This window comes from Hungatella sp. SB206, from assembly GCF_051132295.1.
In the GTDB taxonomy this organism is placed as follows: domain Bacteria; phylum Bacillota; class Clostridia; order Lachnospirales; family Lachnospiraceae; genus Hungatella; species Hungatella effluvii.
In genome coordinates this window covers 2,669,241-2,692,160 of sequence record NZ_CP096603.1, presented here as the reverse complement: position 1 = coordinate 2,692,160, position 22,920 = coordinate 2,669,241, and the positions used below count along the sequence as shown (strand labels likewise).

Here is a 22,920-nt window from a genome sequence, read left to right as displayed (position 1 = left end):
CCTCCTACAGTACACTGTTTATGTCGGAAACCATGTCGATCACGGCCTGTCTGGACGCTTCACCGAAATGCTCCGCGCCAAACTTCGCGTATTTCTCCTGCTTATAGGCGGCGATGATGCCTCTGGAGGAGTTGACGATGGCGCCGAGTCCGTCTTCATTGAAACAGTACTTTAAGTCCTCGGCAGTGCCGCCCTGCGCACCGTATCCCGGTACCAGGAAGTAGGTATTCGGCATCAGCTTCCTTAAGATTCTGCTCATCTCCGGGTAGGTCGCACCCACTACGGCTCCGACATTGCTGTAAGCGCCATCCATACAGTCCGCTCCCCATTCCACTACCTTGTCTGCTACCAGCTCGTACAGCGGTCTGCCGCCGATCAGCTGATCCTGGAATTCACCGCTGGAAGGATTGGAGGTCTTTACCAGCACGAAGAGGCCTCTGTCCTCCTCCCTGCAGACATCGACAAACGGTTTTACCCCGTCGGTGCCAAGATATGGATTCACAGTCAGGAAATCGGTACCGAAACCGGTAAGCACGCTGCTCCCCACCTTCACATGGCCGATATGCGCCGTGGCATACGCCGCGGAGGTGGAACCGATATCCCCTCTCTTCGCATCGCCAATCACGAGAAGTCCCTTCTCCTGACAGTAGTCGACGGTTCTCTTATATATTTTAAGTCCTTCGATCCCAAACTGCTCATACATGGCGATCTGAGGCTTTACAGATGGAATAATGTCATAGACATGGTCCACGATTTCTTTATTAAACTGCCAGATGGCCTCCGCTGCGCCTTCCAGTGTCTCACCAAACTCATCAAATGCCTTTCTTGTCACATGCTCCGGTATATAGCCAAGCATCGGATCCAGTCCAACACAGATGGGTGCCTTTGTTTTTTGAATCCTCTGAATCAACTGATTAATCATAGTCTCCTCCTTCGTTCCTCACATTTTCTCTATTCTTACCAATTCTATCATAAGTAAGGGGCTGTTTCAAGCGTCTTTCTCCTCGAGTTTCCGCAGTTCTGTCCACAGAAGCACCATTACTGTTTATACTTATACACAACTTTAAAAAAATGCCCAAAATATAAGGAATCCTATCCCTTTTTGATGTAAAATTAAGCTACCAAACAAAAATCTTACTAAACAAAAAGAAAGGGGATTCCTTATGGCTTATTTTACATCAAATACTTACCAAATGAAACGGGAAATTTTAACTTTTTCAAATAAATTTTCAAGAAAGCTTCCTAAACCGGAACGCAAATTTATTGCTGAAATGAATTATGGTATCCTCGCTTCCAAAAGCTGCCTGCTTACGGATATTGTTGACCAGCTCCATGAAACTTCCAAAAAAATCAACATTGTTGACCGCCTTTCACACCACCTTGCCAAGGGGACTCCCGGGGAAGCTCTGAAAGCTTACCTCACACAGGTTAAAAAATGGTGTCCTGCTCAGCCCGTTATCCATATCGACGACAGTGATGTTGTCAAGCCTGATGGTTACAAATTTGAATCGCTTGGATGGGTACGTGATGGTTCCGAAAGCACTGCCACAAAAAATCTCTATAAAAAGGGCTATCATGTTACCGAAGCCACGGTCCTCACCAACAACAATCATCCGCTTAGTCTCTTTTCCGAGATCCATTCTTCCAGTGAAAAAAACTTTACCTCCATTAACGATGTCACATTCTCCGCTATGGAGCGGGCCAATTCCCTGTTTGGAAAAGCGACTTTTGTCATGGACCGTGGCTATGATGATAACAAGATGTTTCTCAAGCTGGATTCCATGGGACAGGACTATGTCATACGCCTTACTGCCAAACGTAAGCTGCTCTACCATAATAAATGGACTTTTGCAACGGAGCTGCGTAACCGTAGGAAAGGAAAAGTAAAACTCCCTCTATTTTATAAAGGAAAAGAACACGAAGCTTATCTTTCCCATGTGAAGGTACAGATCACCGCCTCCAGAAAGGACATTTATCTGGTGCTGGTTTATGGTATCACAGAGCATCCTATGATGCTTGCCACAAATAAACCAATCCGTTCAAAAGAGGATGTGATCGCTGTAGCAAAGCAATACTTTTCCAGGTGGCGGATCGAAGAATATTTCCGGTGTAAAAAACAGATGTTCCAGTTTGAAAATTTCAGGGTAAGAAAACTCAAAGCCATAAACGCATTAAATTTTTATATTACCTTATGCATGGCATTCCTTGCACAGATCACCATGAAATCAGAGACGAATGCCCTTAAGGTTTCCATTATAAAGACAGCAGATCCGGTGAAAGAAAAAGTGCATTTCTGCTATTATCGGCTGGCAAAAGGGATCTCCGGCATACTGTCGTATGCAAAAGAGGGCGTCAGACTCTGGTTCAGGACAAAACGTCCTGCATACCGTCAACTCAGCCTTAAGCTGACCGCTTAAATAGATAAAAGAATAAATCTCCCAAAGTCCGGTTCCGGCGGGGCTTGTTAAAGTGCCTCTACTCATTATTCTGCCACTCGCCAGCATTTCAAAAAACGGCAGATTGGCACCTTTGATTACTATATTCATTTTTCAATTACAATTTGCGGAAACTCAAGTCTTTCTCGCCGTACCACCGGTCTATATAAGGTAATAAAAGAAATCGCAAGGAAAATTAGCACTCACCTATTGACAGTGCTAACAATTTATGTTATATTACACCTAGAACAAATCAAACAACAACACCGCATCAAAAGCGGTGCAGATAAATAAGGAGGAAGAACCTATGTTATTATCCAGAAGAAACAACTTATTCGATGAATTTTTCAACGATCCATTTTTTAACGACTCTGTTCAGACCAGAACAACGCTTATGAGAACCGATATTGAAGATGACGGAACCAATTACATCATCGACGTGGAACTTCCGGGATACAAAAAGGAGAATGTGCGTGCCGAGTTAAAGGACGGCTATCTGACCATCTTTGCCGAGACGTCAGGCTCTTCCGAAGACAGCGAGGGCAGGAACTTCCTCCGCAAAGAGCGCTACAGCGGCTCCTGCAAGAGAAGCTTCTACGTTGGATCCCAGTTACGTCAGGAAGACATAAAGGCTGCTTTCGACAACGGCATCCTGAAGCTTACCGTTCCGAAGGAAGCTCCGAAGCAGATTGAAGAAAACCACTACATCACCATTGAATAACACATATCCCCACAGCCCCCTTTAGAATAGAAAATGAGGACAGCCCCCCGGAGCGATCCGTCTGCCGTTTCATAACGGCAGCGATTTCCGAAGGGGCTGTCCCTTTTTATCTTCATGTAACACAGTCAGACATTATTCCAGCAGAAACGCAGTTGCCACGTAGGCGCCGCTCTTATAAGACTTCTTTACCATCTGCGCTTCCACTTCGATCTTTAAATTCAGCCACAGCTCTTCCGCCGCGATGGACAGATGAGACAGCATGATTCCCATGCTCAGATCCCTCATCGCCACCATGGTCTGGGACGGGAGAAATTCCTTGCAGGAAAAAATATAGATTCTGTCATGGTAGACGATAAAACGCCAGGGCTGCGTATTCATGGCCGATGGTGCCAGACGGACGGCTTTCAGGATATTCTTCACCGGCTCGCCGATCTCATCCTTAAACACGCAGAGTTCTTTTAACGGCAGACGCTTTGCCGTAGCCGGATCGCGGTACAGCAGGGATTTGGGGTATCCAAACGCAACGGCTATGGCCGCCTTCATCCCGGCCGGTTCCGCTCCGGGGATGCGGGTGCTGCCAAGGTAACACGTTCCCAGGCCTTTTCCGGTCATATAGAGGAGGACCGGCTCCAGAACATATCCGGCATTCATCATATAGCCTTCCTTATCTTCCGAATAAAACACCAGGTAATACGGCGCTTCCACCTTCCACAGGCCTTTGACGTGAAGGTCTTTCTCTATATTCTCCTTAATCTCCATCTTTATGGAAATTTCCGGGCAGAGCGTCGCCACGCAGCCTGCAAAGGCCAGGATATCCTTTAACAGCTGCTCCGGTACCGCTTCATATTTAAATTTTCGAATGGATCTTCTCTTGAAGATCATCTGATACAGATTCATCCCTGCTCCCCTCTTTTCTATCTAAAATATAATCGCTGCTACAGCGTCTTATATTCCTCCAGCAGTTCCTTAAATACGGCCAGAGCCTCCCTGATCGGCTGGGCTGTGGACATATCCACGCCGCACAGCTTTAAAAGTTCGATCGGAGGCATGGAATTGCCGCCGCTTAAGAACTTGAAATAGCCTTCCAGGGCCTGTTCATCACCGGCCAGGATCCTGCTGCTGATCGCCATGGCCGCCGAGAAGCCCGTCGCATACTGATATACGTAAAATGGCGTATAGAAATGAGGGATTCTCGCCCACTCATAATCGATCTCGCTGTCGACCATCATCTCTGGTCCGAAGTATTTTACATTCAGCTCATGGTACAGCCTGCAGAGCAGCTCCGCCGTGAGCGGTTCACCCGCCTCGCTTCTCCTGTGGGTCTCGGCCTCAAACTCCGCAAACATGGTCTGACGGAACACCGTTCCCCGGAAACTCTCCATGAAATGGTTCAGAAGATACGCCCGCTCCTTCTTATCTTCCGTCACTGCCAGCAGATAACGGTTCAGCAGCGCCTCATTGCACGTGGACGCCACTTCCGCAACGAAAATCTTGTATCCCGCATCTACATAAGGCAGCGCCTGATCGGAAAACCAGGAGTGCAGGGAATGCCCCATCTCATGGGCCAGGGTAAACACGCTGTCCAGAGTGCCGCTGTAATTGAGCAGCACATACGGGTGGGTTCCGTAGACGCCCCAGGAGTACGCGCCGCTGCGCTTGCCTTCATTCTCATAGACATCGATCCAGCGGTTGTCAAAGCCTTCCTGTAAAAGGGACAGATACTTCTCTCCCAACGGAGCCAGACCCTTTTTCACCATCTCCCTCGCCTCATCATAGGGAATCCGGCTGTCGTCGCGGCTGACCATAGGCGTATACAAATCGTACATGTGGATCTCATCCAGCCCCAGCACTTTCTTTCTGACAGCGACGTAATCATGGAGCAGCGGTAAGCCTTCTGAAATCGCCGCCACCAGATTGTCGTAGACGCTCTCGGGCACCTCGTTCTCCGCCAGATAATAGGCGCGGCTGGAGGCGTAATTTCTGGTCTTCGCATAGAAGGAGGCCTGCTTTACGTTTGCCGCGAACGTCGCAGCCAGCGTATTGGCAAACTGGCCGTAGACGCTGTACATGGACTGAAATGCTTCTTTTCTCACACGGCGGTCCCGGTTCTCCATGAGCGGAATATACGTTCCGTGGGTGACGGGAATCTCCTTTCCCTCACTGTCTGTGATGGACGGAAATTTCACATCCGCGTTATTAAACATGTTAAAAATATCGGAAGGGCTCTGGGTCGCTTCCATGGACCTTGCCAGAAGCTCTTCCATTCCTGCAGAAAGCGTGTGCGCCTTCTTCTTCATGATGATTTCAAATGTCCGGGCATACCGGCGGAGCTCCTTCTCCGTGCGGATCAATCCGTTCAGCACAGACTCATTCATAGCCAAAATCTCCGGAACAATATAAGACGAAAGTCCTGCTGCCTTATAGGAGAGCGCCTGGGCTCTTGCCGAAAAATCCTGATACTTCGCCTTTGCCGTATCCTCATCGGATTTCTCTCTTCCGTATACAAACAGCCTCTCAATCTTCAGTGAAATGTCTTCATCGAATTTCAAACACTGAAACAGCACCTCGCCGGATTCGGCCAGATGTCCTTCAAACTCCTTATAACCGGCCAGTTCTCTCTCAGTCTCGAGAAACAGCGCTTCCCAAGCTTCATCGGACGGCAGAATGTCCGCCAGGTTCCAGGTATCACAAACCGGTATCTCATCTCTCTTTTTCAAAATAATCCCTCCACTATATCCACTGGTTTTATTCTATCACCCATATTTCAAAGAAACAATCAGCAATATGGAAAATATTTGATTGAAATCACATGGTTTCTTGTACTATACTGTATACACCAGTACTGCGCAGCGCAGTGCTTTAATTTCCTCCGGAGAAGAAAAGGGATAACACCATGAAAATCATACGCACAAAACAATTAGACCTCCATCAGCTGGAAGACTTGCACACCCTCGAAACCGCATGCCGGTCGCACGATCAGACTTCACTCACCTTTCCCACGGAAGACGGCTGTCTTTTCTTTCTATTATACGACGAAGAAACGCTCTTATCCGCATTTTCTGCAATTTTTAACGAATTTGAGACATGCAGCTGCAGCGCCTTCACGCTCCCGTCCTGCCGGAGACGCGGGCATTTTACCCGGCTGCTGGAAGAATTGCTGAAGGAGTCGGGCGAATGCGATCTCCTCTTCCTGGCCGATGATTCCTGCGCCGACGCGAAGCATACGCTGGACGCCATCGGGGCGGAGCTATTAAACCGGGAACACATGATGGAGCTGCGCCTGCCCGCGCCGTCTCCCGGCCTGGACAGCCGGGCGGTCAAATTCTCCCCCGCGCTCAGCCCCCGTGATGAGGACACGCTCTATACCATCCACGTTAATGATCAGCCTGCCGGCTCCTTCCGCCTCATTTTTCAAAATGAAACCGTTTACTTCTATGGTTTCGAGATTCAGGAACCCCTGCGGAATCAGGGAATCGGAACCCGTGCCGCCGCCGCGCTCATTGAGGAACTAAACCGGTCAGCCAGGCCGCAGCCGGAGGACCTCCCGGTCAGCCGCGTCCTGCTTCAGGTGTCCGGGGACAACGAACCGGCGCTTGCGCTTTATCGGAAACTGGGCTTTGCTTTTACAGAGACCCTGTCGTATTACGTGTATTAATGGATTGGATCAACCATAAACCAGAGCCGGCGCAGGACAGATATCTGTTCCTGCACCGGCTCCCGCCAGCTTCTCTATACTTCCCGAATCATACAATACTGCTTCAAATCAAAATGCTTCTCCACCACCCCAAACACCTTAAATCCAAAGTGCTGGTAAAACGCCACATTTTTTTCATTGTGCGTCTCCAGTGAGATCATCTGCCTGTGGCGGTCCGCATAATCGATAGCCTCATTCAAAAGCAGGGCCGAGATTCCGTGGTGCTGCATTTCAGGCTTCACAGCCAGATAAATGATATGTAACCGCTCCTCCTGGTGGAGCTGGTCCGTCCATTTGGAATTTAAATAGTCCCGTCCCATGGCAAAATTCCAGAATGTCTTCAGTGATGGGTCTTCCTTGATCAGATACCCGTCTGTCCGCAGCGTCGCGGCCGCCTCTGTCAGATAGTAATGCACCGGATTATAGGGCTCCGACTCGTCATCCACTACAATGATTCCATTAATTTCCGGGCTGTCCGCATAGATTTCACACGTCTCAAAGAATTCCTCCATATCGCATTCAAACAGCTCCGGCATCAGCCGTTTCCTCATGTCTTCATCAGGGATCAGCTTGCAGTAAAGAGGGTCCCTGGCAAAACATGCTGTCAGCAGTTCCTTAAGCTTCTCCACATCTTCTCTTTTCACTCGGTACAATCGGTCACTTTCCATGATTCGTTCTCTGTTATCTCCTTTAATTTCTGTATCATTTTTTCTATTGCGTGGTTCATATATTCAATATCATCCAAATAGCAGGCCAGCTGGTTCTCCTCCACCCGCTTAAGAATCATAAGCTCTTCCGTGAAATCCTCGTCCTCTTCCTCCAGCTTGCCCTTTAGAAGCTGTACCAGATGAAACAGATTTTCGTGGTGGACGATCCGGCCGGCTCCCCACTGCAGACGCCCCGCCTCCTGATTCATCACGTAATCCGTAAAATGGCGGAACACCTCCTCGTCAAACTGAAATGCATACCGGTTGTTGTCGATCCCGTAGATAGCCTCCAGCGCACACCGCCCATGGCCGTTTTCCAGGCAATCGACAGCGGTCCGCACCAGCTTTAAATTTCTCCGCACTGCTTCCTGCGGAAAACAGACCTCGTCGTGCCAGTCCAGCCTCACAAAGCTGTCCTGCTCCATTTTAAAGAGCTGCATCAGGACGGCTTCCAGCTCACGGTACTGTTCCCGGTATTTCCAGGGCTGCTCCTGATTCCGGCATTTCTCATTAATCCGGCGCACCTGCTCATAAACCGCTTTTCCCAGCCGGGCCGCCTCTTCTGTCAGCTCCTTCAGCCGTTCTCCGCCGGCTCCTGTCTTCTCCGAATAGTCGAGATCCAGACTGCCCTTAAGCGCCAGAAACAGCCGTTCAAAATTAAGGGGCGCCACCGCCGCCCGGTCGAATGCCATAACCAGACATCCATACAGCTCATGATGAAACCGGTATACCGCCTCGTCATAATAGTCGTCATTGTCAAACTGCGTATGGTAGTGGGTTTCCATGAACTGGCCCGACGTGAAATCGTTGACCATGGATGGAATGCCCGAGATTGCCATGGAGAAATCGTCCGACATGGTCTCGACGGGACAGAGCACAGCCACGCCTTCCGGATATACGTCCTTTCCCACACCGGTACCCTCGAGCAGGGACTCCAGAAAATCCGCATACTCGTACACCGTGCGTATAGCGTCCTTTTTTCCGTGTGCATGAGCCGGCAGTTCAAAATTAAAATCCGCCGCCACCTTCCCCCGCCATTCCGGATGGACGACGGAAACCTGCTGCCACGCACCGGTTGACCAGTCGTATTTAGAATCCGCCATCCCCCACTCCTCAGCCGCCATGGCGCAGAAGACAATGGTTTTTTCCGGTCGGTACCCGCTCTGTATGAGAGCCCTGCCGATTCCCAGCATCAGGGCCACCGCCGCGTTGTCATCCTGAAAACCCGAAAAATAGGAGTCGTAATGGGCCGTCAGCAGAATCATGGATTCCCGGTCCCGTCCCGGTATCTCCCCAACAATGTTGTAGGAGACCGCCCCCTTCTTTACCGTCGAATCCGCGCAGAACCAGACCTTCTTTTCGCCTGTACCGGCCATGCTTTCCTTCAATGCGCGCGCATCCGCCCGTGACATGGAAAATGCAGGCGCATCGGCCGGTCCTCCGATATCCTGGGCATTTAAGGCGGTATCATCCACCTCCCCGTAGCCGCCGCCCTGAACGGCGATTAAGGCCGCCGCGCCCCGGATATGGGCCTCATACACGGGAAAATTGATCCACCACTCCTCCCTCTGGTTGATCTCTGCCAAAACCAGCTTGCCGGAGACATCGGCGCCCTCGTAATCCGCCGCCGTCCCCTTACCGCCGCAGACCATGGTGAACTCCTCGAATCCATTAGTGTGAAAATCCGTCTGATACGCCCCCAGCTGACACTCCTTCAGCTGACCGGAGGCGTCGTAAAATCTGAGAATGGCCTGTTTAAACTCCCAGGAATCCAGTGTGATTTCATCCTTTCTCACGCGTTCCAGCCCGATGGCCTCCATCTCCCGCCGGATCATCTCCCCGGTCTCCCATTCCGCCCTGGAACCGGCCGTCCGGTATCCCAGCGCCTCGTTGCACTTATACTGCTCCATCCGCTTTGCCAGATGGAATGAGTAATCCACATCAACGGCCCTTATGTATGCCTCTTCTTCCTTCAATTCGCATTCGCCCTCTTCTTTATGCAAAAAGCCGGCTCAGAAAGTATTATTTTCTTAAGCCGGCTTCTCATTTCAATATTATTCTTCCCAGTTGTGATAAGTGGCCTGAACGTCGTCATCCTCGTCCAGAAGATCGAGAGTCCGGTTCATCTTTTTGATCGCGTCCTCATCGGTCAGTTCTACCCAGGTCTGCGGGATCATGGTTACGTCGGCCTCTGCCATCGGAATTCCGGCCGCTTCCAGCGCTTCACGCACCGCGCTGAAATCTTCCGGCGCCGTGATTACCTCGTAGCTGTCTTCCTCCTCGGAGAAATCCTCGGCTCCCGCATCCAGAGCCATCATCATCAGTTCATCCGGGTCCATCTCACACTCTTCCTTATCAATGATGATCTGGCCCTTTTTATCGAACATATAAGATACACAGCCTGGCGTTCCTACATTTCCGCCGCCCTTGGTAAAGGCGCTTCTCACATTGGCTGCCGTCCTGTTTTTGTTGTCGGTTAAGGTGTCAACAATGATCGCTACCCCGTTCGGACCATATCCTTCATATGTAATGGTCTCATAATTCACAGCATTAGCGTCGCCGGCCGCCTTCTTGATTCCACGGTCAATCGTATCGTTCGGCATATTGTTGGCTTTGGCTTTTGCAATGACATCGCGCAGCTTGCTGTTATTCGCAGGGTCCGGTCCGCCTTCTTTCACTGCCACTGCAATTTCTCTTCCGATTACAGTGAAAACTTTGCCTTTTGCAGCATCATTTCTCTCTTTTTTGTGTTTGATATTTGCGAACTTTGAATGTCCTGACATTGTTATAACACTCCTTTTCCTTTATCTTCTTCGTCCTGAAAATATTCTAAAAATCAGCATCTTTTCCATTTTAACACCATTCTGTTAATCTGGCAAGGAATTTTCGCTCTCTGCCGGGCTTTCCCCGCCATTTTCCGGCCCTGACGGGGTATCCGGCGGAGGAGCAAGCCTCTGTACGCGGATGGTGTGAATCATCTTGTTCTCCACCTGGAGAATCTTGAATCCGTATCCCTCGTATTCCACCTCTGTCTGCTCGCCTTCCTGCGGAATGCGGTCCAGTCTCGAGATGAGGAACCCGTTGATGGTGTCATAGGAGTCGTAATCATCCTCCTCAAATTCGATATCCAGGGTCTTGGCCACCTCGTCTAACGGTGTCATGCCGCTGACAATATAGGAGCCGTCCTCCGACTCGGCAATAAATTCTTCATCCACATCGTATTCATCCATGATGCTGCCGACGATCTCTTCCAGAATGTCCTCCATGGTGACGATACCAGCCGTCTGCCCGTATTCATCGACCACGATAACCATGTGAATCTTCTGGGACTGCATCTCCTTGAAGAGAGAATCGATGTTTCTCGTCTCCGGAATGAAATGGGCCTCCCGCAGAAGTCCCTCGATCTCACAGATCGGAACCGAGGCATTACCGTCGTTCTCCGCGGCAATGAGCGCATCTTTCATATGGAGGATGCCGGTAATGTCGTCAATATCCTTTTCGTAAACCGGGTACCTGGAATTATAGCCTTCCTTCAGGATGAAATTCACCGCCTCCTTTAAGGTCATGGAACCGTCCAGGGCAACCAGGTTCTTCCGGTGCGTCATGATGTCGCCGGCATCCTTGTCGTCCAGTTCGAAAATATTGGTGATCATCTCCGCCTCTCTGGCCTCTAAGACGCCCTGCTCGTGGCCTTCATTGACCATGGACATGATGTCTTCTTCTGTCACATTTTCATTGTCCGACATCATATCGATCCCGATCAGCTTCAGAAACAGAAATGCCACGGCGTTGATGAGCCAGGTAAACGGCATTAGGGGAACCATGAAAAAGGTGACGACCGGAAGCATATTATAGCCCCATTTCTCCGGGTTCTGGGCTGCACAGCGTTTCGGAATCACGATGCCGAAGCTGATAAGCAGCACGATCAGGAGAATGCCTACGATCAGAAGGCTTAAGATGGAAAGCCAGGGAGCTGACATGCTGGCCCGGCGGTCCAGAATAAGGGTTAGGCGGCCGCCCAGCTGCTCTAAAATAAAGGCACCGGTGATTATGCCTATGATATTGGTAGATACCTGTATCGTGTTTACAAACCGGGTAGGCCTGTTAACGATATGTAGCAGCTTTCTTGCCTTGTCACTGCCTTCTTCCATCTGATGCTCTAAGTCATTCGTGTTGACGTTTTGAATTGCAGCGCCAAATCCGTAAAATATGGCGTCTAACAGGATGAATAGTAAAAATATTGCCACGCTGGGAAGCGGGTTGCCATCGTCCATTGTCTTGTTTTACTCCTTTAATTGATTGTCATTGGTTGTTGTTTTTGGGGACCAGTACAGCTTTGCTGGTGCCTCCCGGCGTATTTACGCCGGGAGGCACCAGGTGTTGGGTGTTCTTTTGTCCTGCTCATAGCTATGAAAGATGATACCCTCCTCCCCCTCATTTGTCAAGTACTGAAACTGTGGGAAATGCTCCGGCCCCGGCTCCCTGGCGGAACGAAAATCCCGAAATCCTTATGAGGAACCACAATTCTTAATAATTCTGCAGGTTTACAAGTTTATCCTGTCTCTTTCGTGTTCCTGAACTATGTATCCAGTTCCAAACTGATTTTTAACGCATAGTCCACTTTCTCCTGAAGTTCCTCATCGATGTGACAGATCTTCTCTTTCAGTCTTTGCTTGTCTATGGTCCTTAATTGCTCTAACAGGATTACGGAATCTTTTATCATATCGCATCTTCTGGTATCGAGTTCGACATGAGTGGGAAGCTTTGCCTTGTTCATCCGGGACGTGATTGCTGCGCAGATGACGGTGGGGCTGTGCTTGTTTCCGATGTCGTTCTGTATGATGAGGACCGGCCGGATTCCTCCCTGCTCGGAGCCTACTACCGGTCTTAGGTCTGCATAAAAAATGTCTCCACGTCTGATTATCACTTTCTCACACTCCGTCAATTGATTTACGTCTATTATTGACCTTTTTTGACTCGTGTATTCACTTAAGTTCTTCTGCTGAATATTTGTAACGATTCAGCCGTGCATCTTCTTGTTTCGAAAAACGCGAAACCAAGGAGCCTGGGCGTCCCGCCCTATGTCAGTTTATACAGAAAAATGCTTATACAAGCGAGCTTGTGACACATCTTTCTGTATAAACTGCCGCACTGCTGAATCGTTGCCGCATATTCTATGATATGATACGGACATGGATGACGTTATTCGTCCCTTCACTTCCTTTTCGGATTACTTTCCGAAACCTTCGTAAATATCATCAAAATAATCTTTTTTTCCGACCACTTTTCCCGCTTCTATGTAGACTCTTGGGACACGCTTGCCGATGTCGCAGAGAATTTCGTAATGGAATCCGCCGCCGATGCGCGCCAGCTCCTCTACTGTAATCTTCTCCTCTCCGTCTTTTCCGATCAGAGTGACCTCGTCGCCCTCCTCCGCCTCAGGAATATCCGTCGTATCCACCATCAGCTGGTCCATACAGACACGGCCCAGGATTCTGGCGCGGCGGCCGCGGATCAGGACATCCGCCCGGCCTGACAACGCCCGGGGATAACCGTCCCCGTACCCTACCGGGATAGTCGCAATGGAGGTCTCTCTCTCTGCCGTAAAGGTGCCGCCGTAGCTGACCGGAGTTCCCGGCGCAATCATCTTCAAATAGGTTATGGTGCTCTTTAACTCCATGGCCGGTATCAGACGAACCGGCTCCTTCTCCACCTCATCCGACGGATAGAGGCCGTAAATGGAGATTCCCGCGCGGACCGCGTTAAAGTTCGCCTTCGGAAGCTCTAAAATTCCCGCACTGTTGGAACAATGCAGAACCGGAATCGTGACGCCCCGCTCAGAAAGCATGGAAACGAACGTGGTAAACAGCTCTATCTGGCGGTCCGTGGCATCTTTGTCCTTCTCATCCGCCCTTGCGAAATGAGTGAAGAGGCCCTCGATGCGGATTCCCGGAAGACGGCTGATCCGCGCTGTCTCATCCGCCGCCGCCGCAGTCACCGGATAACCGATCCGGCTCATGCCGGTATCCAGGGCAATGTGTATGGACGCCCTTTTCCCCGCCTGTACTGCCAGTTCCGACAGGCGCGCCGCGCTTTCGTAGCGGAAGATAGCCGGGCGGAGATCGTACTCGATCAGCTGGATGAAGCTGCTCTCCGGGCTCACTCCGAGAATCAGGATAGGCTTCGTAATACCGTGTTTTCTCAATATGACAGCCTCCTCCGGGGTGGCCGTCGCGTATCCGCTTACGTAAGAGTCGATGGCACACGCCACCGGTACTGAGCCATGACCGTATCCATCCGCCTTTACCACGCCAATCATCTCAGTTCCTTCCTTTAGATTGGCCCTCATAGCTTCCATATTCTGTCTGATGGCGTCCAGATTTACCGTCTCATAAACTCTGCTGTATCGTTCCATTTCTCTATACTTCCTTCAGATTATTCTGTCTCATGATTTTATAATGTCTGCCAGTACTTCCGTCAGTTCCCGGGCCAGAAGGCCGTGCTCTCCCGACTGAAGCTTTACCAGATCCCCCGCCCGTCCGTGCAGGTACACGCCCATGGCCGCGGCGTCCGATTCCTCCATGCCAAGCGCCAGAAGTCCTGCGATAATTCCGGTCAGGACATCCCCCGCTCCCGCCTTCGCCATGGCGCTGTTGCCGCTGGTATTGATGTAGGTCCGCTGGTCCTTTAAGGCCGCCACTGTAACCGCGTCCTTCAGCACGCAGGTAATTCCATAACGGTCCGCGTATTCCCTCGCGGTGGGGATCAGACACCCTCTGATCGCCTCTACCGAACTTCCTGTCAGCCTCGCCATCTCACCGAGATGAGGCGTCACGATGATGTTCTCCGTAAAATAATTGGTCAGCTCCGGAAATGCCGCAATGGTATTGAGGCCGTCCGCATCGAGGATAATGGGGACGTAGGCATTGGCCAGCACCGTCTCCACCAGATTTCTCGTATACGGCTCCTGGCCGATTCCGGGGCCCAGGACGATGACGCTGGCCCATTCACACTGAGCCTCCAGAAGCGTCTGGAAACGCACGGTAGGCGTCTGTGCCTCCTCCGGGTCGTAGGTAGTGATGATCGCCTCAGGAAGCGAAGTCTGCAGGATCGCCCGGTTCTCCTCCACGGTAAATATCTTCACCAGACCAGCCCCCATCCGGTATGCCGCCATGGCGCTTAAATAGGCCGCTCCGCTCATATTTTTCGAACCCGCGGCAATCAGGACACGGCCGAAGGTTCCCTTATTGGAATATGCCGGCCGGGCTGGAATCATACGGATATCCTCAGCTTCATAGGTAAACAGTTCCGGGCTCAGCCTCTCTAAGCTGACCGGCGGAAAACCGATATCCGCCACAACAACGGCGCCGCTGTAAGCGCGTCCCGGATAGAGGAGCGTCCCAAGTTTTTCATAGCCAAAGGTCACCGTCACATCGGCCTTCAGGGCGATTCCCATGACCTCCCCCGTGTCGGCGTGAATTCCGGATGGAATATCCACAGCCACCACGTAAGCCGCTCCGCATCCGGGGAGCGTGGCCAGTAAGTCCCGGTACGTTCCGCCTACCTCTCTGGACAGCCCCACGCCGAACACGGCGTCGATAATAAGTTCGCAGCGCCCCGGTATAAAATCGCTGTACTCAATCAGATTCAGGCCCAGCCGCTCCGCAATGGCCAGCTGCTTCTTGTATTCATCCGTCCCGTTCTCCTTCGTCCCTGCCAGGATCACGGTCACGGTGTACCCCTTTAAATGGAGAAGCCTGGCGGCTGCAATCCCATCCGCCCCATTATTCCCAGTCCCGCAGACTGCCCAGATACGGTCCTTTTTCTCCGCCATTTTCTGCACTTCGCGCACAACGGCCGCGGCCGCCTGCTCCATAAGCACCAGTGAAGGGATTCCTATGGACTGGATGGTATAGCTGTCCACTTCCTTCATCTGGCTTCCCGATACCAGATATCTCATACCCATTCGCCTTTCCGACTAAAAACTCAGCCCTCAGTCTTAACGATCTGAAACTCATCTCTGCATTTTCTCTATTATAATACAAAACTGCCGGCAGGCAAAGAAGAATTTCTCCTTTGCCTGCCGGCACTCATTTCACAAAGGAAATGGGTCAAGATTTGCCTTTTTCCCGCTCCGCCTTTTCTTCCTCTGCCTTGTCCTGCATGCTGCAAACCTTATAGGATAAGCGCATCAGGCTCTCAGAAAGGTGTACGTTCTCCACCACCACGTCATCCGGTACCACCAGATCCGTATGGGCGAAATTCCAGATTGCCTTGATTCCGGCGCTCACAAGACGGTCCGCAATCTCCGGCGCCTTGGTCTTCGGTATCGTCAAAGCTGCAATCTGAACATCGTTATCCCTCACAAACTGCTCCAGATCATCGACACTTCTGATCTCAATCCCTCGTACGACGAGCCCGATAAGACGGGGATTAATATCGAACATTCCCTTAATCAGAAAGCCCCTCTTCTCAAAATTTGCATAATTGGCAATTGCCTGTCCCAGATTACCCGCACCGATAATCACAATATTATGCTGTCTGTCGATTCCGAGGATCTTAGCGATCTCCGTATATAAATACTTTACATTATAGCCATAGCCCTGCTGTCCAAAGCCTCCGAAATTATTCAGATCCTGGCGGATCTGAGACGCAGTAACCTTCATACGGACACTCAAGTCATTGGAGGAAATTCTTTCCACCCCATCCTCCATCAGTTCTCCAAGATATCGGTAATATCTCGGTAACCTCGCAATCACTGCTTTTGATATCTCTTTTTCTGCCACATCTTCACCTTCTTCAATAGTTTGTTTATTCCTTTTCATCCCTCTGTCTTACAGCGGCGGGGGACTTTTCGCTTGTTTTGTTAAATTAACTACTATTATACAGGCATGACAAAATAATGTCAAACAGGTTTTATTTTTCTTGCTTGGGCGTTCCTCTTAATCGTTGCAGTTGAAAAAAATTCCAACCTATATTATACTATTCGTGTTATTCAACATTTATTCGATCCATTTAAGGGGAGGAACTACCATGATTTTATCATGCAGCAACATAAGCAAGGCCTTTGGAAGCACGGAAATTATCCGCCATGCTTCCTTTCATATAGAGGATCATGAAAAGGCAGCCATCGTCGGCATCAACGGCGCCGGCAAATCCACACTGTTAAAAATCATCATCGGAGAGCTGGCCGCCGATGAAGGCGAGGTCGTCATTTCCAAGGGAAAGACACTCGGATACCTGGCGCAGCACCAGGAGCTGGGCGGTGATCGGTCCATTTTCGACGAGGTACTGGAGGTAAAGCGGCCGCTGATTGAGATGGAAGCAAAAATCCGCAGACTGGAGCTGGATATGAAGCACGCTTCCGGAGATGAGCTGGAAAACATGCTTACCGTCTACAGCCGTTTAAACCATGAGTTTGAACTTCAAAACGGATACGCCTACCAGAGCGAGGTAACCGGTGTGTTAAAAGGTCTGGGCTTTACGGAGGAAGAATTCACGAAGCCGGTATCGGCCCTGTCCGGAGGCCAGAAGACCCGAGTCTCCCTGGGCAAGCTTCTTTTAACAAAGCCCGATATTATTCTTCTGGACGAGCCTACCAACCATTTAGACATGAACTCCATTGCCTGGCTGGAGGGTTATTTGACCAATTACGATGGAAGCGTCATCATCGTCGCCCATGACCGGTATTTCCTCGACCGCGTCGTCACAAAGATTATCGAGATGGACAGCGGCAATCTCGCCGTATACCAGGGCAATTACACAGCTTACAGTGAAAAGCGCGCCATGATCCGGGACGCAAAGATGAAGGCTTATTTAAACCAGCAGCAGGAAATCCGCCACCAGGAGGAGGTCATTGCGAAGCTGAAATCCTTCAACAGGGAAAAATCCATCAAACGGGCGGAAAGCCGTGAAAAGATGCTGGACAAGATCGAGGTCCTGGAAAAACCGGCGGAAGTCAATGACGAGATGCGAATCCGCTTAGAGCCTAACATCATCAGCGGTAACGATGTGCTGACCGTCCGTGACCTAAGCAAGGCCTTCGGTCCCAACCATCTGTTTGACCATGTGGATTTTGATATCAAACGGGGGGAGAGGGTTGCCATTATCGGAGGCAACGGAACTGGAAAGACCACGATTTTAAAGATATTGAACAACCTGCTGCCTGCGGATACCGGGGAAATTCGTCTCGGTTCCAAGGTGCATATCGGTTATTACGACCAGGAACATCAGGTTCTGCACATGGAAAAGACGCTCTTCGACGAGCTTTCTGATACGTATCCCAACATGAACAACACGCAGATCCGGAACATTCTTGCCGCGTTTCTGTTCACAGGAGACGATGTGTTCAAACGGGTCAAGGACTTAAGCGGCGGCGAACGGGGACGCGTCTCTCTGGCGAAGCTGATGCTGTCCGAGGCCAATTTCCTGATCCTGGATGAGCCGACGAACCATTTGGATATCACCTCCAAGGAAATTCTGGAGGATGCGCTGAACAGCTATACGGGCACAATTCTCTACGTGTCCCACGACCGTTACTTCATCAACAAAACGGCCACCCGCATTCTCGACCTGACGGGTCACACACTGGTCAATTACATCGGCAATTACGATTATTATCTGGAAAAGAAAGAGCTGATGACAGAGCTTTACGCCTCAGAGCCGTCAGGAAATCAGGAAAACGGAACGGAAGGCGGCGCATCACAGACTCCCGAGGGTTCCGAAGTCAAACAGGACTGGAAGGCATTTAAAGAGGAACAGGCCAGAATCCGCAAGCGGCAGAACGACTTAAAGAAGACCGAGGATGAGATTCATCAGCTGGAGACGAGGGACGGCGAAATCGACGGGCTTCTCACCCGGGAAGAAGTCTTCACCGATGTCTCCCGCCTCATGGAACTCAATAAAGAGAAAGAAAATATTCAGACAAGGCTGGAAGAACTCTATGAAATTTGGGAAACGCTTGCTGAATAGGAACGGTTCCACCCGACTCGCTGCTCGCGGGAATAAAAAGAATCCACCGGAAGACGTATCGTCTCCGATGGATTCTTTTCATTTATGGTCTCAATCCGCTTCCACCCTGAAGTGTAATTGTTTCACCTGTCACATAACTGGCGTCGTCTGATGCAAGAAATACGCAGACACGTCCGATATCCTTCTCCGGATCTGCAAATCGCTTGAGAGGAATGCTCTGAATCGTCTGGTCATACAGTTTGGGATACTCATCTTTCCACTTTTCCAGACCAGGTGTCATGGCCAGCGGGCAGACTACATTCACATTGATTCCAAACTCGCCCCACTCTGCCGCCGCCACACGGGACATACCGCGAATTCCCTCTTTGGCTGCTGCATAGGAAGACTGGCCCAGTTTGCCGAACAGGCCCGCTCCGGAGGCGAAATTGATTACGCTGCCTTTTGTCTCCTTCAAATACGGGAATGCCTCTCTCATATAGAAAAACGTCGCATACAGACCGGAATAGATCGCAAGGTCGAAATCCTCTTTCGTGTGGTCCACCAGCATTGTGCCGGACTTGGAAACCTGTGCGTTATTGACAAGACAATCCAGCTTGCCAAAGCGGTCAACCGCCTGCTTTACCACGTTCTTCACAGCCGTCTCATCGCCGCCATCCGCAACTACGAACAGCGCTTCAATGCCGTAATCTGCTTCCAGATTCTCTCTTGCCTCGATCAGTGTACTCGCCGTACGTCCCGTAATAACGATATTGGCGCCCTCTTCCGCAAATGCCTTTGCAATACCATAACCGATCCCTCTCGCACCGCCGGTAATCAGTACGACTTTACCTTCCATCTTCTTCATGGATGCCGCCTCCTCATTAATAATAAAAACGATTTAGATTGAACTAAGATAAGCTTTTCATTTATAAGTTATTTCTATTTTGTTAAATAATTAACGTTCTATGGTTAGTATATACCTGATGCCTTCAGGAGTCAAGAGTAAATAAGTATTTTTTTATCGATTATTTTGTAATGATGTCTTTAACATCGCTTCGTTTATTCGTATCCTGTTTTCTGCGTCTATTATCTCCTGTCTTCTATCTCCCTATCCTTTCAGAAGCAATAAAAAAACAGGATTGCTCCTGCTTTTTTATCGTTCCTATTATTTTTCGTATATAGGTTTCATTCCACGCTTAGTCATTTCGCTAAGTGCCGTCTATTTTGTTGTTTCAATCCACACTCGATCATTTCACAGAGTGCGGCTACATCTTATAGATGCGCGGCTTCACTTCATGTCAGTGGGGGAATTCTCGCTTGTTTTGTTAAAGCCGCTTACCGCGCATACAAAACCTTCCTCAAAATCTCACAGACCTGAGGCGAATCCGCTTCCATAGCGGTTCTCGTATCGTTGTCGCTTAAGTATGCCTCCACCAGCTTACCGAAATAAAACTGCATGTTGTTCGTGTAATAATCGGGGACATCGACGAACTCATCCACATTCCCCTTATTCATGGCCAGATCCACAGCGAACTGGCTGTCGCTGTCAAAACAGTCGGCCGCGTATCCGATGTATTCTCCAAAGGCCTGGGTCAATCCCTCCGGCTTGCAGAACTTAATCTTCCGGTAGCTCGTATCCAGCTTATGATACACATAGTATGTACTGCCGTCGGATTCGGGTGCGGAAAAATATTCCTTATCCGGATAATAGAGAATTTCCCATCCGTGATCCACAAAATACTTGATCCAGCCTCTCGGAATATGCTCGAGGGCTGCTGTGATCTCCTCTTTCGTCTCAGATGCCACAGATGATTCCCTGCTCTTTCCTTCTATCACGATGTCATAGCGCTTATCCCTCTGGCCGTTCTCGTCCATATAGAACAGTCCAACATACTGATTGGCCGCCATCTGGCCATCCTCGAAGAAATAATACCGTTTCCCGTCGATCGACTTATAACCGGAAGAAGCCATCTCTCCTCTTGTGGAAAACCAGTACCAGCTTCCGTCTTCATCCTGAAACCAGCCCTTCTTCGCAGTGCCATCCGCATTAAAATTGTACCATTTCTCATCGTCATCATTGTAGCACCAGCCGATTGCCAGATCTCCCGTCTCCCGGAAACAATAGTTATATCCGCCGATCTTCTGCCAGCCCACAGCCATAAGACCGTCCTTGCCAAAATGGTACCAGTAACCGCCGATCTGCTCCCAGCTGTTCTTCTTATACGTTCCAGCTTCGTTATAATATCTCCAGCCGCCGTCTTCCTGCTTCCAGGTTCCCTTTACTTCATTCCCGGAGTCTGCCTCCGGCGCCTGCCCGGCTGTGTTCTCTGAGGTTCCGTTTGCCGGGTTTCCATTCTCTGCAGCTCCGTTTGCCGGGTTCCCATTCTCTGCGGCTCCATTCTCCGCAGTTCCGCTCTCTGAAGTTGTGTTCTCTGTTTGAACGGCCCCCGTCTCATCTGCCGCGGCTGCCATGACGCTTCCGAGGCTTAAGAGCATACTCACTGCAACCGCCGCTGCCCATCTTTTCTTCAAGAATACACACTCCTTCCCTGTCTTTTCACACGTTATCTCTCTCTGATTGTACTATAATCTGGTAAAAAAGTACAGGCTGCAAATCTGAAGTTTTTGTGAACAAATCCCAAATCCTTACCTTGAGTTTCCGAAGTTTTCTGTTATAATAAAGGGAAGTACCATCCCAAAGAAAGCGAGGTGTCCCCATGAAATGGAAACGCCCTCTGGCCATGGCCGGAGTTATATTCATACTGGCCATGTATGTTATCGCCATCGTTTCGGCTTTCTCCAAAAGTCCGTCCGCAAATAACTGGCTGATGGCCGCTATCTTCTCAACCGTCGTCATACCAGTCATATTGTATGCTTTTCAACTGGTGTACAGGCTCTTAAATCCTGAGGAAAAAGACAGAAACAACGAATAGAAAAAAGACGGCCATATCCGGAGGGTTCTTTCTCGGATTTGGGTGCGGGGCGGACACGGGATATGAACTCTCCCTGCGCGGCCCCGCACCCAAAGCTGAGAAAGAACCCGCATATGGCCGTCTTTCATTTTCTGCCAATGAATAAGGACAGTCTTATCTGTAAATGATCTCGTCTCTCCCCGGTCCATTGGAAACCATGGTGATCGGAGTCTCAATCTCTTTCTCAATAAATTCAATATATTTCCGGCAGTTTTCCGGCAGGTCTTCGTACTTTTTGATACCACGAATTTCACATTTCCAGCCAGGAAGTGTCTCGTAGACCGGTTTTGCGCGCTCCAAACGGACTGTAGTCGGGAAATCCTTCGTAACCTCACCGTCAATCTCATAACCGACGCAGACGTGAAGCTCATCTAAATATCCCAGTACATCGAGAACGGTCAGTGCCACCTCTGTGGATCCCTGAATCCGGCATCCATACCGGCTCGCAACCGCGTCAAACCAGCCCATACGTCTCGGACGTCCTGTTGTTGCTCCATACTCACCGCCGTCGCCGCCGCGCTTTCTCAGTTCATCAGCTTCCTCGCCGAAGATCTCGCTGACAAATGCACCTGCTCCAACCGCACTGGAATATGCCTTCACAACGGTAGTGATATTCTTTATTTCATAAGGCGCGATTCCTGCGCCGATGGCCCCATAAGCCGCCAGTGTAGAGGAGGATGTAACCATCGGATAAATGCCGTGGTCCGGATCCTTTAAAGAGCCAAGCTGGCCTTCCAGCAGGATATTCTTTCCCTCTTTGATGGCATCGTATAAGTATTTAGACACATCACAGACGTAAGGAGCCACCATATCACGGTACTGAAGCATTGTCTGAAACAGCTCCTCTGGGTCGAGAACCGGCTTGTGGTATAAATGCTCCAGCATCACGTTCTTCGTCTCGCACACCTGCGCTACTTTTTCCTTTAAGGACTCACTTTCAAACAGCTCGCTGACCTGGAATCCGATCTTTGCATATTTATCTGAATAGAATGGAGCAATACCCGACTTTGTAGAGCCAAAGGACTTCTTCCCAAGACGTTCCTCTTCATACTGGTCGAACAGAATATGATACGGCATCAGAATCTGCGCGCGGTCAGAGACGAGAATGTGCGGCTTCGGAACGCCCTTCTCTACCAGCTCGTCAATTTCCTTAACCAGAAACGGGATGTTTAACGCCACGCCATTTCCAATTACGCTCGTCGTATGGCTGTAGAAAACGCCGGACGGCAGAAGGTGGAGCGCAAACTTGCCATAGTTGTTGATGATCGTATGTCCTGCATTGCTGCCTCCCTGAAAACGGATGATGATGTCGGACTCATTCGCCAGCATGTCCGTGATTTTTCCTTTTCCCTCATCGCCCCAATTGGCGCCTACTATTGCTCTTACCATTTGTTTGTTTCCTCCTTTACTTCACTACGGTTTGCGGGGGTCTCGATTTTGC

19 protein-coding genes are annotated in these 22,920 nt (G+C 50.1%); 5 read left to right on the top strand and 14 right to left on the bottom strand.

Annotated elements, in window-relative coordinates; all coding sequences use genetic code 11:
* Window positions 1–4 precede the first annotated feature (4 nt).
* Window positions 5–922, bottom strand: a complete 918-nt coding sequence (gene pyrF, locus M1L66_RS11720) for an orotidine-5'-phosphate decarboxylase (RefSeq protein ID WP_187021143.1) — start codon at window positions 920–922, stop codon at window positions 5–7.
* A 241-nt stretch (window positions 923–1,163) separates the two neighbouring features.
* Here pyrF and M1L66_RS11715 point away from each other — a divergent pair, with 241 nt between their 5' ends.
* Window positions 1,164–2,417, top strand: a complete 1,254-nt coding sequence (locus tag M1L66_RS11715) for a transposase (RefSeq protein WP_434689041.1) — start codon at window positions 1,164–1,166, stop codon at window positions 2,415–2,417.
* Between the two features lie 325 nt (window positions 2,418–2,742).
* Entirely contained in the window at window positions 2,743–3,156 is a 414-nt protein-coding gene (locus tag M1L66_RS11710) for an Hsp20/alpha crystallin family protein (protein WP_187021145.1), read from the top strand.
* Window positions 3,157–3,288: 132 nt separating this feature from the next.
* On the opposite strand, the gene M1L66_RS11705 is transcribed toward M1L66_RS11710, so the two are convergent.
* Entirely contained in the window at window positions 3,289–4,053 is a 765-nt protein-coding gene (locus M1L66_RS11705) for a nitroreductase family protein (protein WP_002600282.1), read from the bottom strand.
* A 38-nt stretch (window positions 4,054–4,091) separates the two neighbouring features.
* Window positions 4,092–5,873 (bottom strand): oligoendopeptidase F, encoded by a 1,782-nt coding sequence (pepF, locus tag M1L66_RS11700; protein WP_187021147.1) that lies wholly within the window; start codon window positions 5,871–5,873, stop codon window positions 4,092–4,094.
* A 176-nt stretch (window positions 5,874–6,049) separates the two neighbouring features.
* Between pepF and M1L66_RS11695 the strand changes: the two genes are divergently transcribed.
* Entirely contained in the window at window positions 6,050–6,811 is a 762-nt protein-coding gene (locus M1L66_RS11695; RefSeq protein WP_187021149.1) for a GNAT family N-acetyltransferase, read from the top strand.
* A 74-nt stretch (window positions 6,812–6,885) separates the two neighbouring features.
* Here the strand turns inward: M1L66_RS11695 and M1L66_RS11690 are convergent, their stop codons facing one another.
* The 8 genes from M1L66_RS11690 to M1L66_RS11655 form a co-directional block, all read right to left on the bottom strand.
* Window positions 6,886–7,518 (bottom strand): GNAT family N-acetyltransferase, encoded by a 633-nt coding sequence (locus M1L66_RS11690; protein ID WP_187021150.1) that lies wholly within the window; start codon window positions 7,516–7,518, stop codon window positions 6,886–6,888.
* Entirely contained in the window at window positions 7,491–9,467 is a 1,977-nt protein-coding gene (locus M1L66_RS11685; protein ID WP_349768902.1) for a M28 family peptidase, read from the bottom strand. The genes M1L66_RS11690 and M1L66_RS11685 overlap by 28 nt, the downstream gene beginning before the upstream one ends.
* Before the next feature lie 144 nt (window positions 9,468–9,611).
* Window positions 9,612–10,340: a YebC/PmpR family DNA-binding transcriptional regulator gene (locus tag M1L66_RS11680; RefSeq protein ID WP_029466057.1), complete on the bottom strand. Its 729-nt coding sequence runs from the start codon at window positions 10,338–10,340 to the stop codon at window positions 9,612–9,614.
* Between the two features lie 84 nt (window positions 10,341–10,424).
* A complete protein-coding gene (locus M1L66_RS11675) occupies window positions 10,425–11,831 on the bottom strand; it encodes a hemolysin family protein (RefSeq protein ID WP_187021154.1) in 1,407 nt (468 codons plus the stop codon).
* Window positions 11,832–12,136: 305 nt separating this feature from the next.
* The gene (locus M1L66_RS11670) at window positions 12,137–12,484 is read right to left on the bottom strand and encodes a type II toxin-antitoxin system PemK/MazF family toxin (protein WP_002600289.1); all 348 of its coding nucleotides are present in this window, start codon (window positions 12,482–12,484) and stop codon (window positions 12,137–12,139) included.
* A 303-nt stretch (window positions 12,485–12,787) separates the two neighbouring features.
* Window positions 12,788–13,972 carry an alanine racemase gene (gene alr, locus M1L66_RS11665; protein WP_434693064.1) on the bottom strand — a complete coding sequence of 395 codons (1,185 nt, stop codon included), beginning with the start codon at window positions 13,970–13,972 and terminating at the stop codon, window positions 12,788–12,790.
* A 30-nt stretch (window positions 13,973–14,002) separates the two neighbouring features.
* Window positions 14,003–15,517, bottom strand: a complete 1,515-nt coding sequence (locus M1L66_RS11660; protein WP_434693061.1) for an NAD(P)H-hydrate dehydratase — start codon at window positions 15,515–15,517, stop codon at window positions 14,003–14,005.
* A gap of 151 nt (window positions 15,518–15,668) precedes the next feature.
* The gene (locus tag M1L66_RS11655) at window positions 15,669–16,343 is read right to left on the bottom strand and encodes a redox-sensing transcriptional repressor Rex (protein WP_055655681.1); all 675 of its coding nucleotides are present in this window, start codon (window positions 16,341–16,343) and stop codon (window positions 15,669–15,671) included.
* 247 nt (window positions 16,344–16,590) lie between these two features.
* On the opposite strand from M1L66_RS11655, the gene M1L66_RS11650 reads away from it, so the two are divergent.
* Complete coding sequence (locus M1L66_RS11650) at window positions 16,591–18,528, top strand: ABC-F family ATP-binding cassette domain-containing protein (RefSeq protein ID WP_187021160.1); 1,938 nt, start codon at window positions 16,591–16,593, stop codon at window positions 18,526–18,528.
* 82 nt (window positions 18,529–18,610) lie between these two features.
* Here M1L66_RS11650 and M1L66_RS11645 read toward each other — a convergent pair whose 3' ends face one another.
* Window positions 18,611–19,372, bottom strand: a complete 762-nt coding sequence (locus M1L66_RS11645; protein ID WP_055655319.1) for an SDR family NAD(P)-dependent oxidoreductase — start codon at window positions 19,370–19,372, stop codon at window positions 18,611–18,613.
* A 470-nt stretch (window positions 19,373–19,842) separates the two neighbouring features.
* Window positions 19,843–21,039: a cell wall-binding protein gene (locus M1L66_RS11640; protein WP_434693058.1), complete on the bottom strand. Its 1,197-nt coding sequence runs from the start codon at window positions 21,037–21,039 to the stop codon at window positions 19,843–19,845.
* Window positions 21,040–21,224: 185 nt separating this feature from the next.
* Between M1L66_RS11640 and M1L66_RS11635 the strand changes: the two genes are divergently transcribed.
* On the top strand, window positions 21,225–21,440 hold the full coding sequence (locus M1L66_RS11635; RefSeq protein WP_002600296.1) for a hypothetical protein: 216 nt from the start codon (window positions 21,225–21,227) through the stop codon (window positions 21,438–21,440).
* Window positions 21,441–21,593: 153 nt separating this feature from the next.
* Here M1L66_RS11635 and M1L66_RS11630 read toward each other — a convergent pair whose 3' ends face one another.
* Window positions 21,594–22,868: an adenylosuccinate synthase gene (locus M1L66_RS11630; RefSeq protein ID WP_187021163.1), complete on the bottom strand. Its 1,275-nt coding sequence runs from the start codon at window positions 22,866–22,868 to the stop codon at window positions 21,594–21,596.
* Window positions 22,869–22,920: the final 52 nt, after the last annotated feature.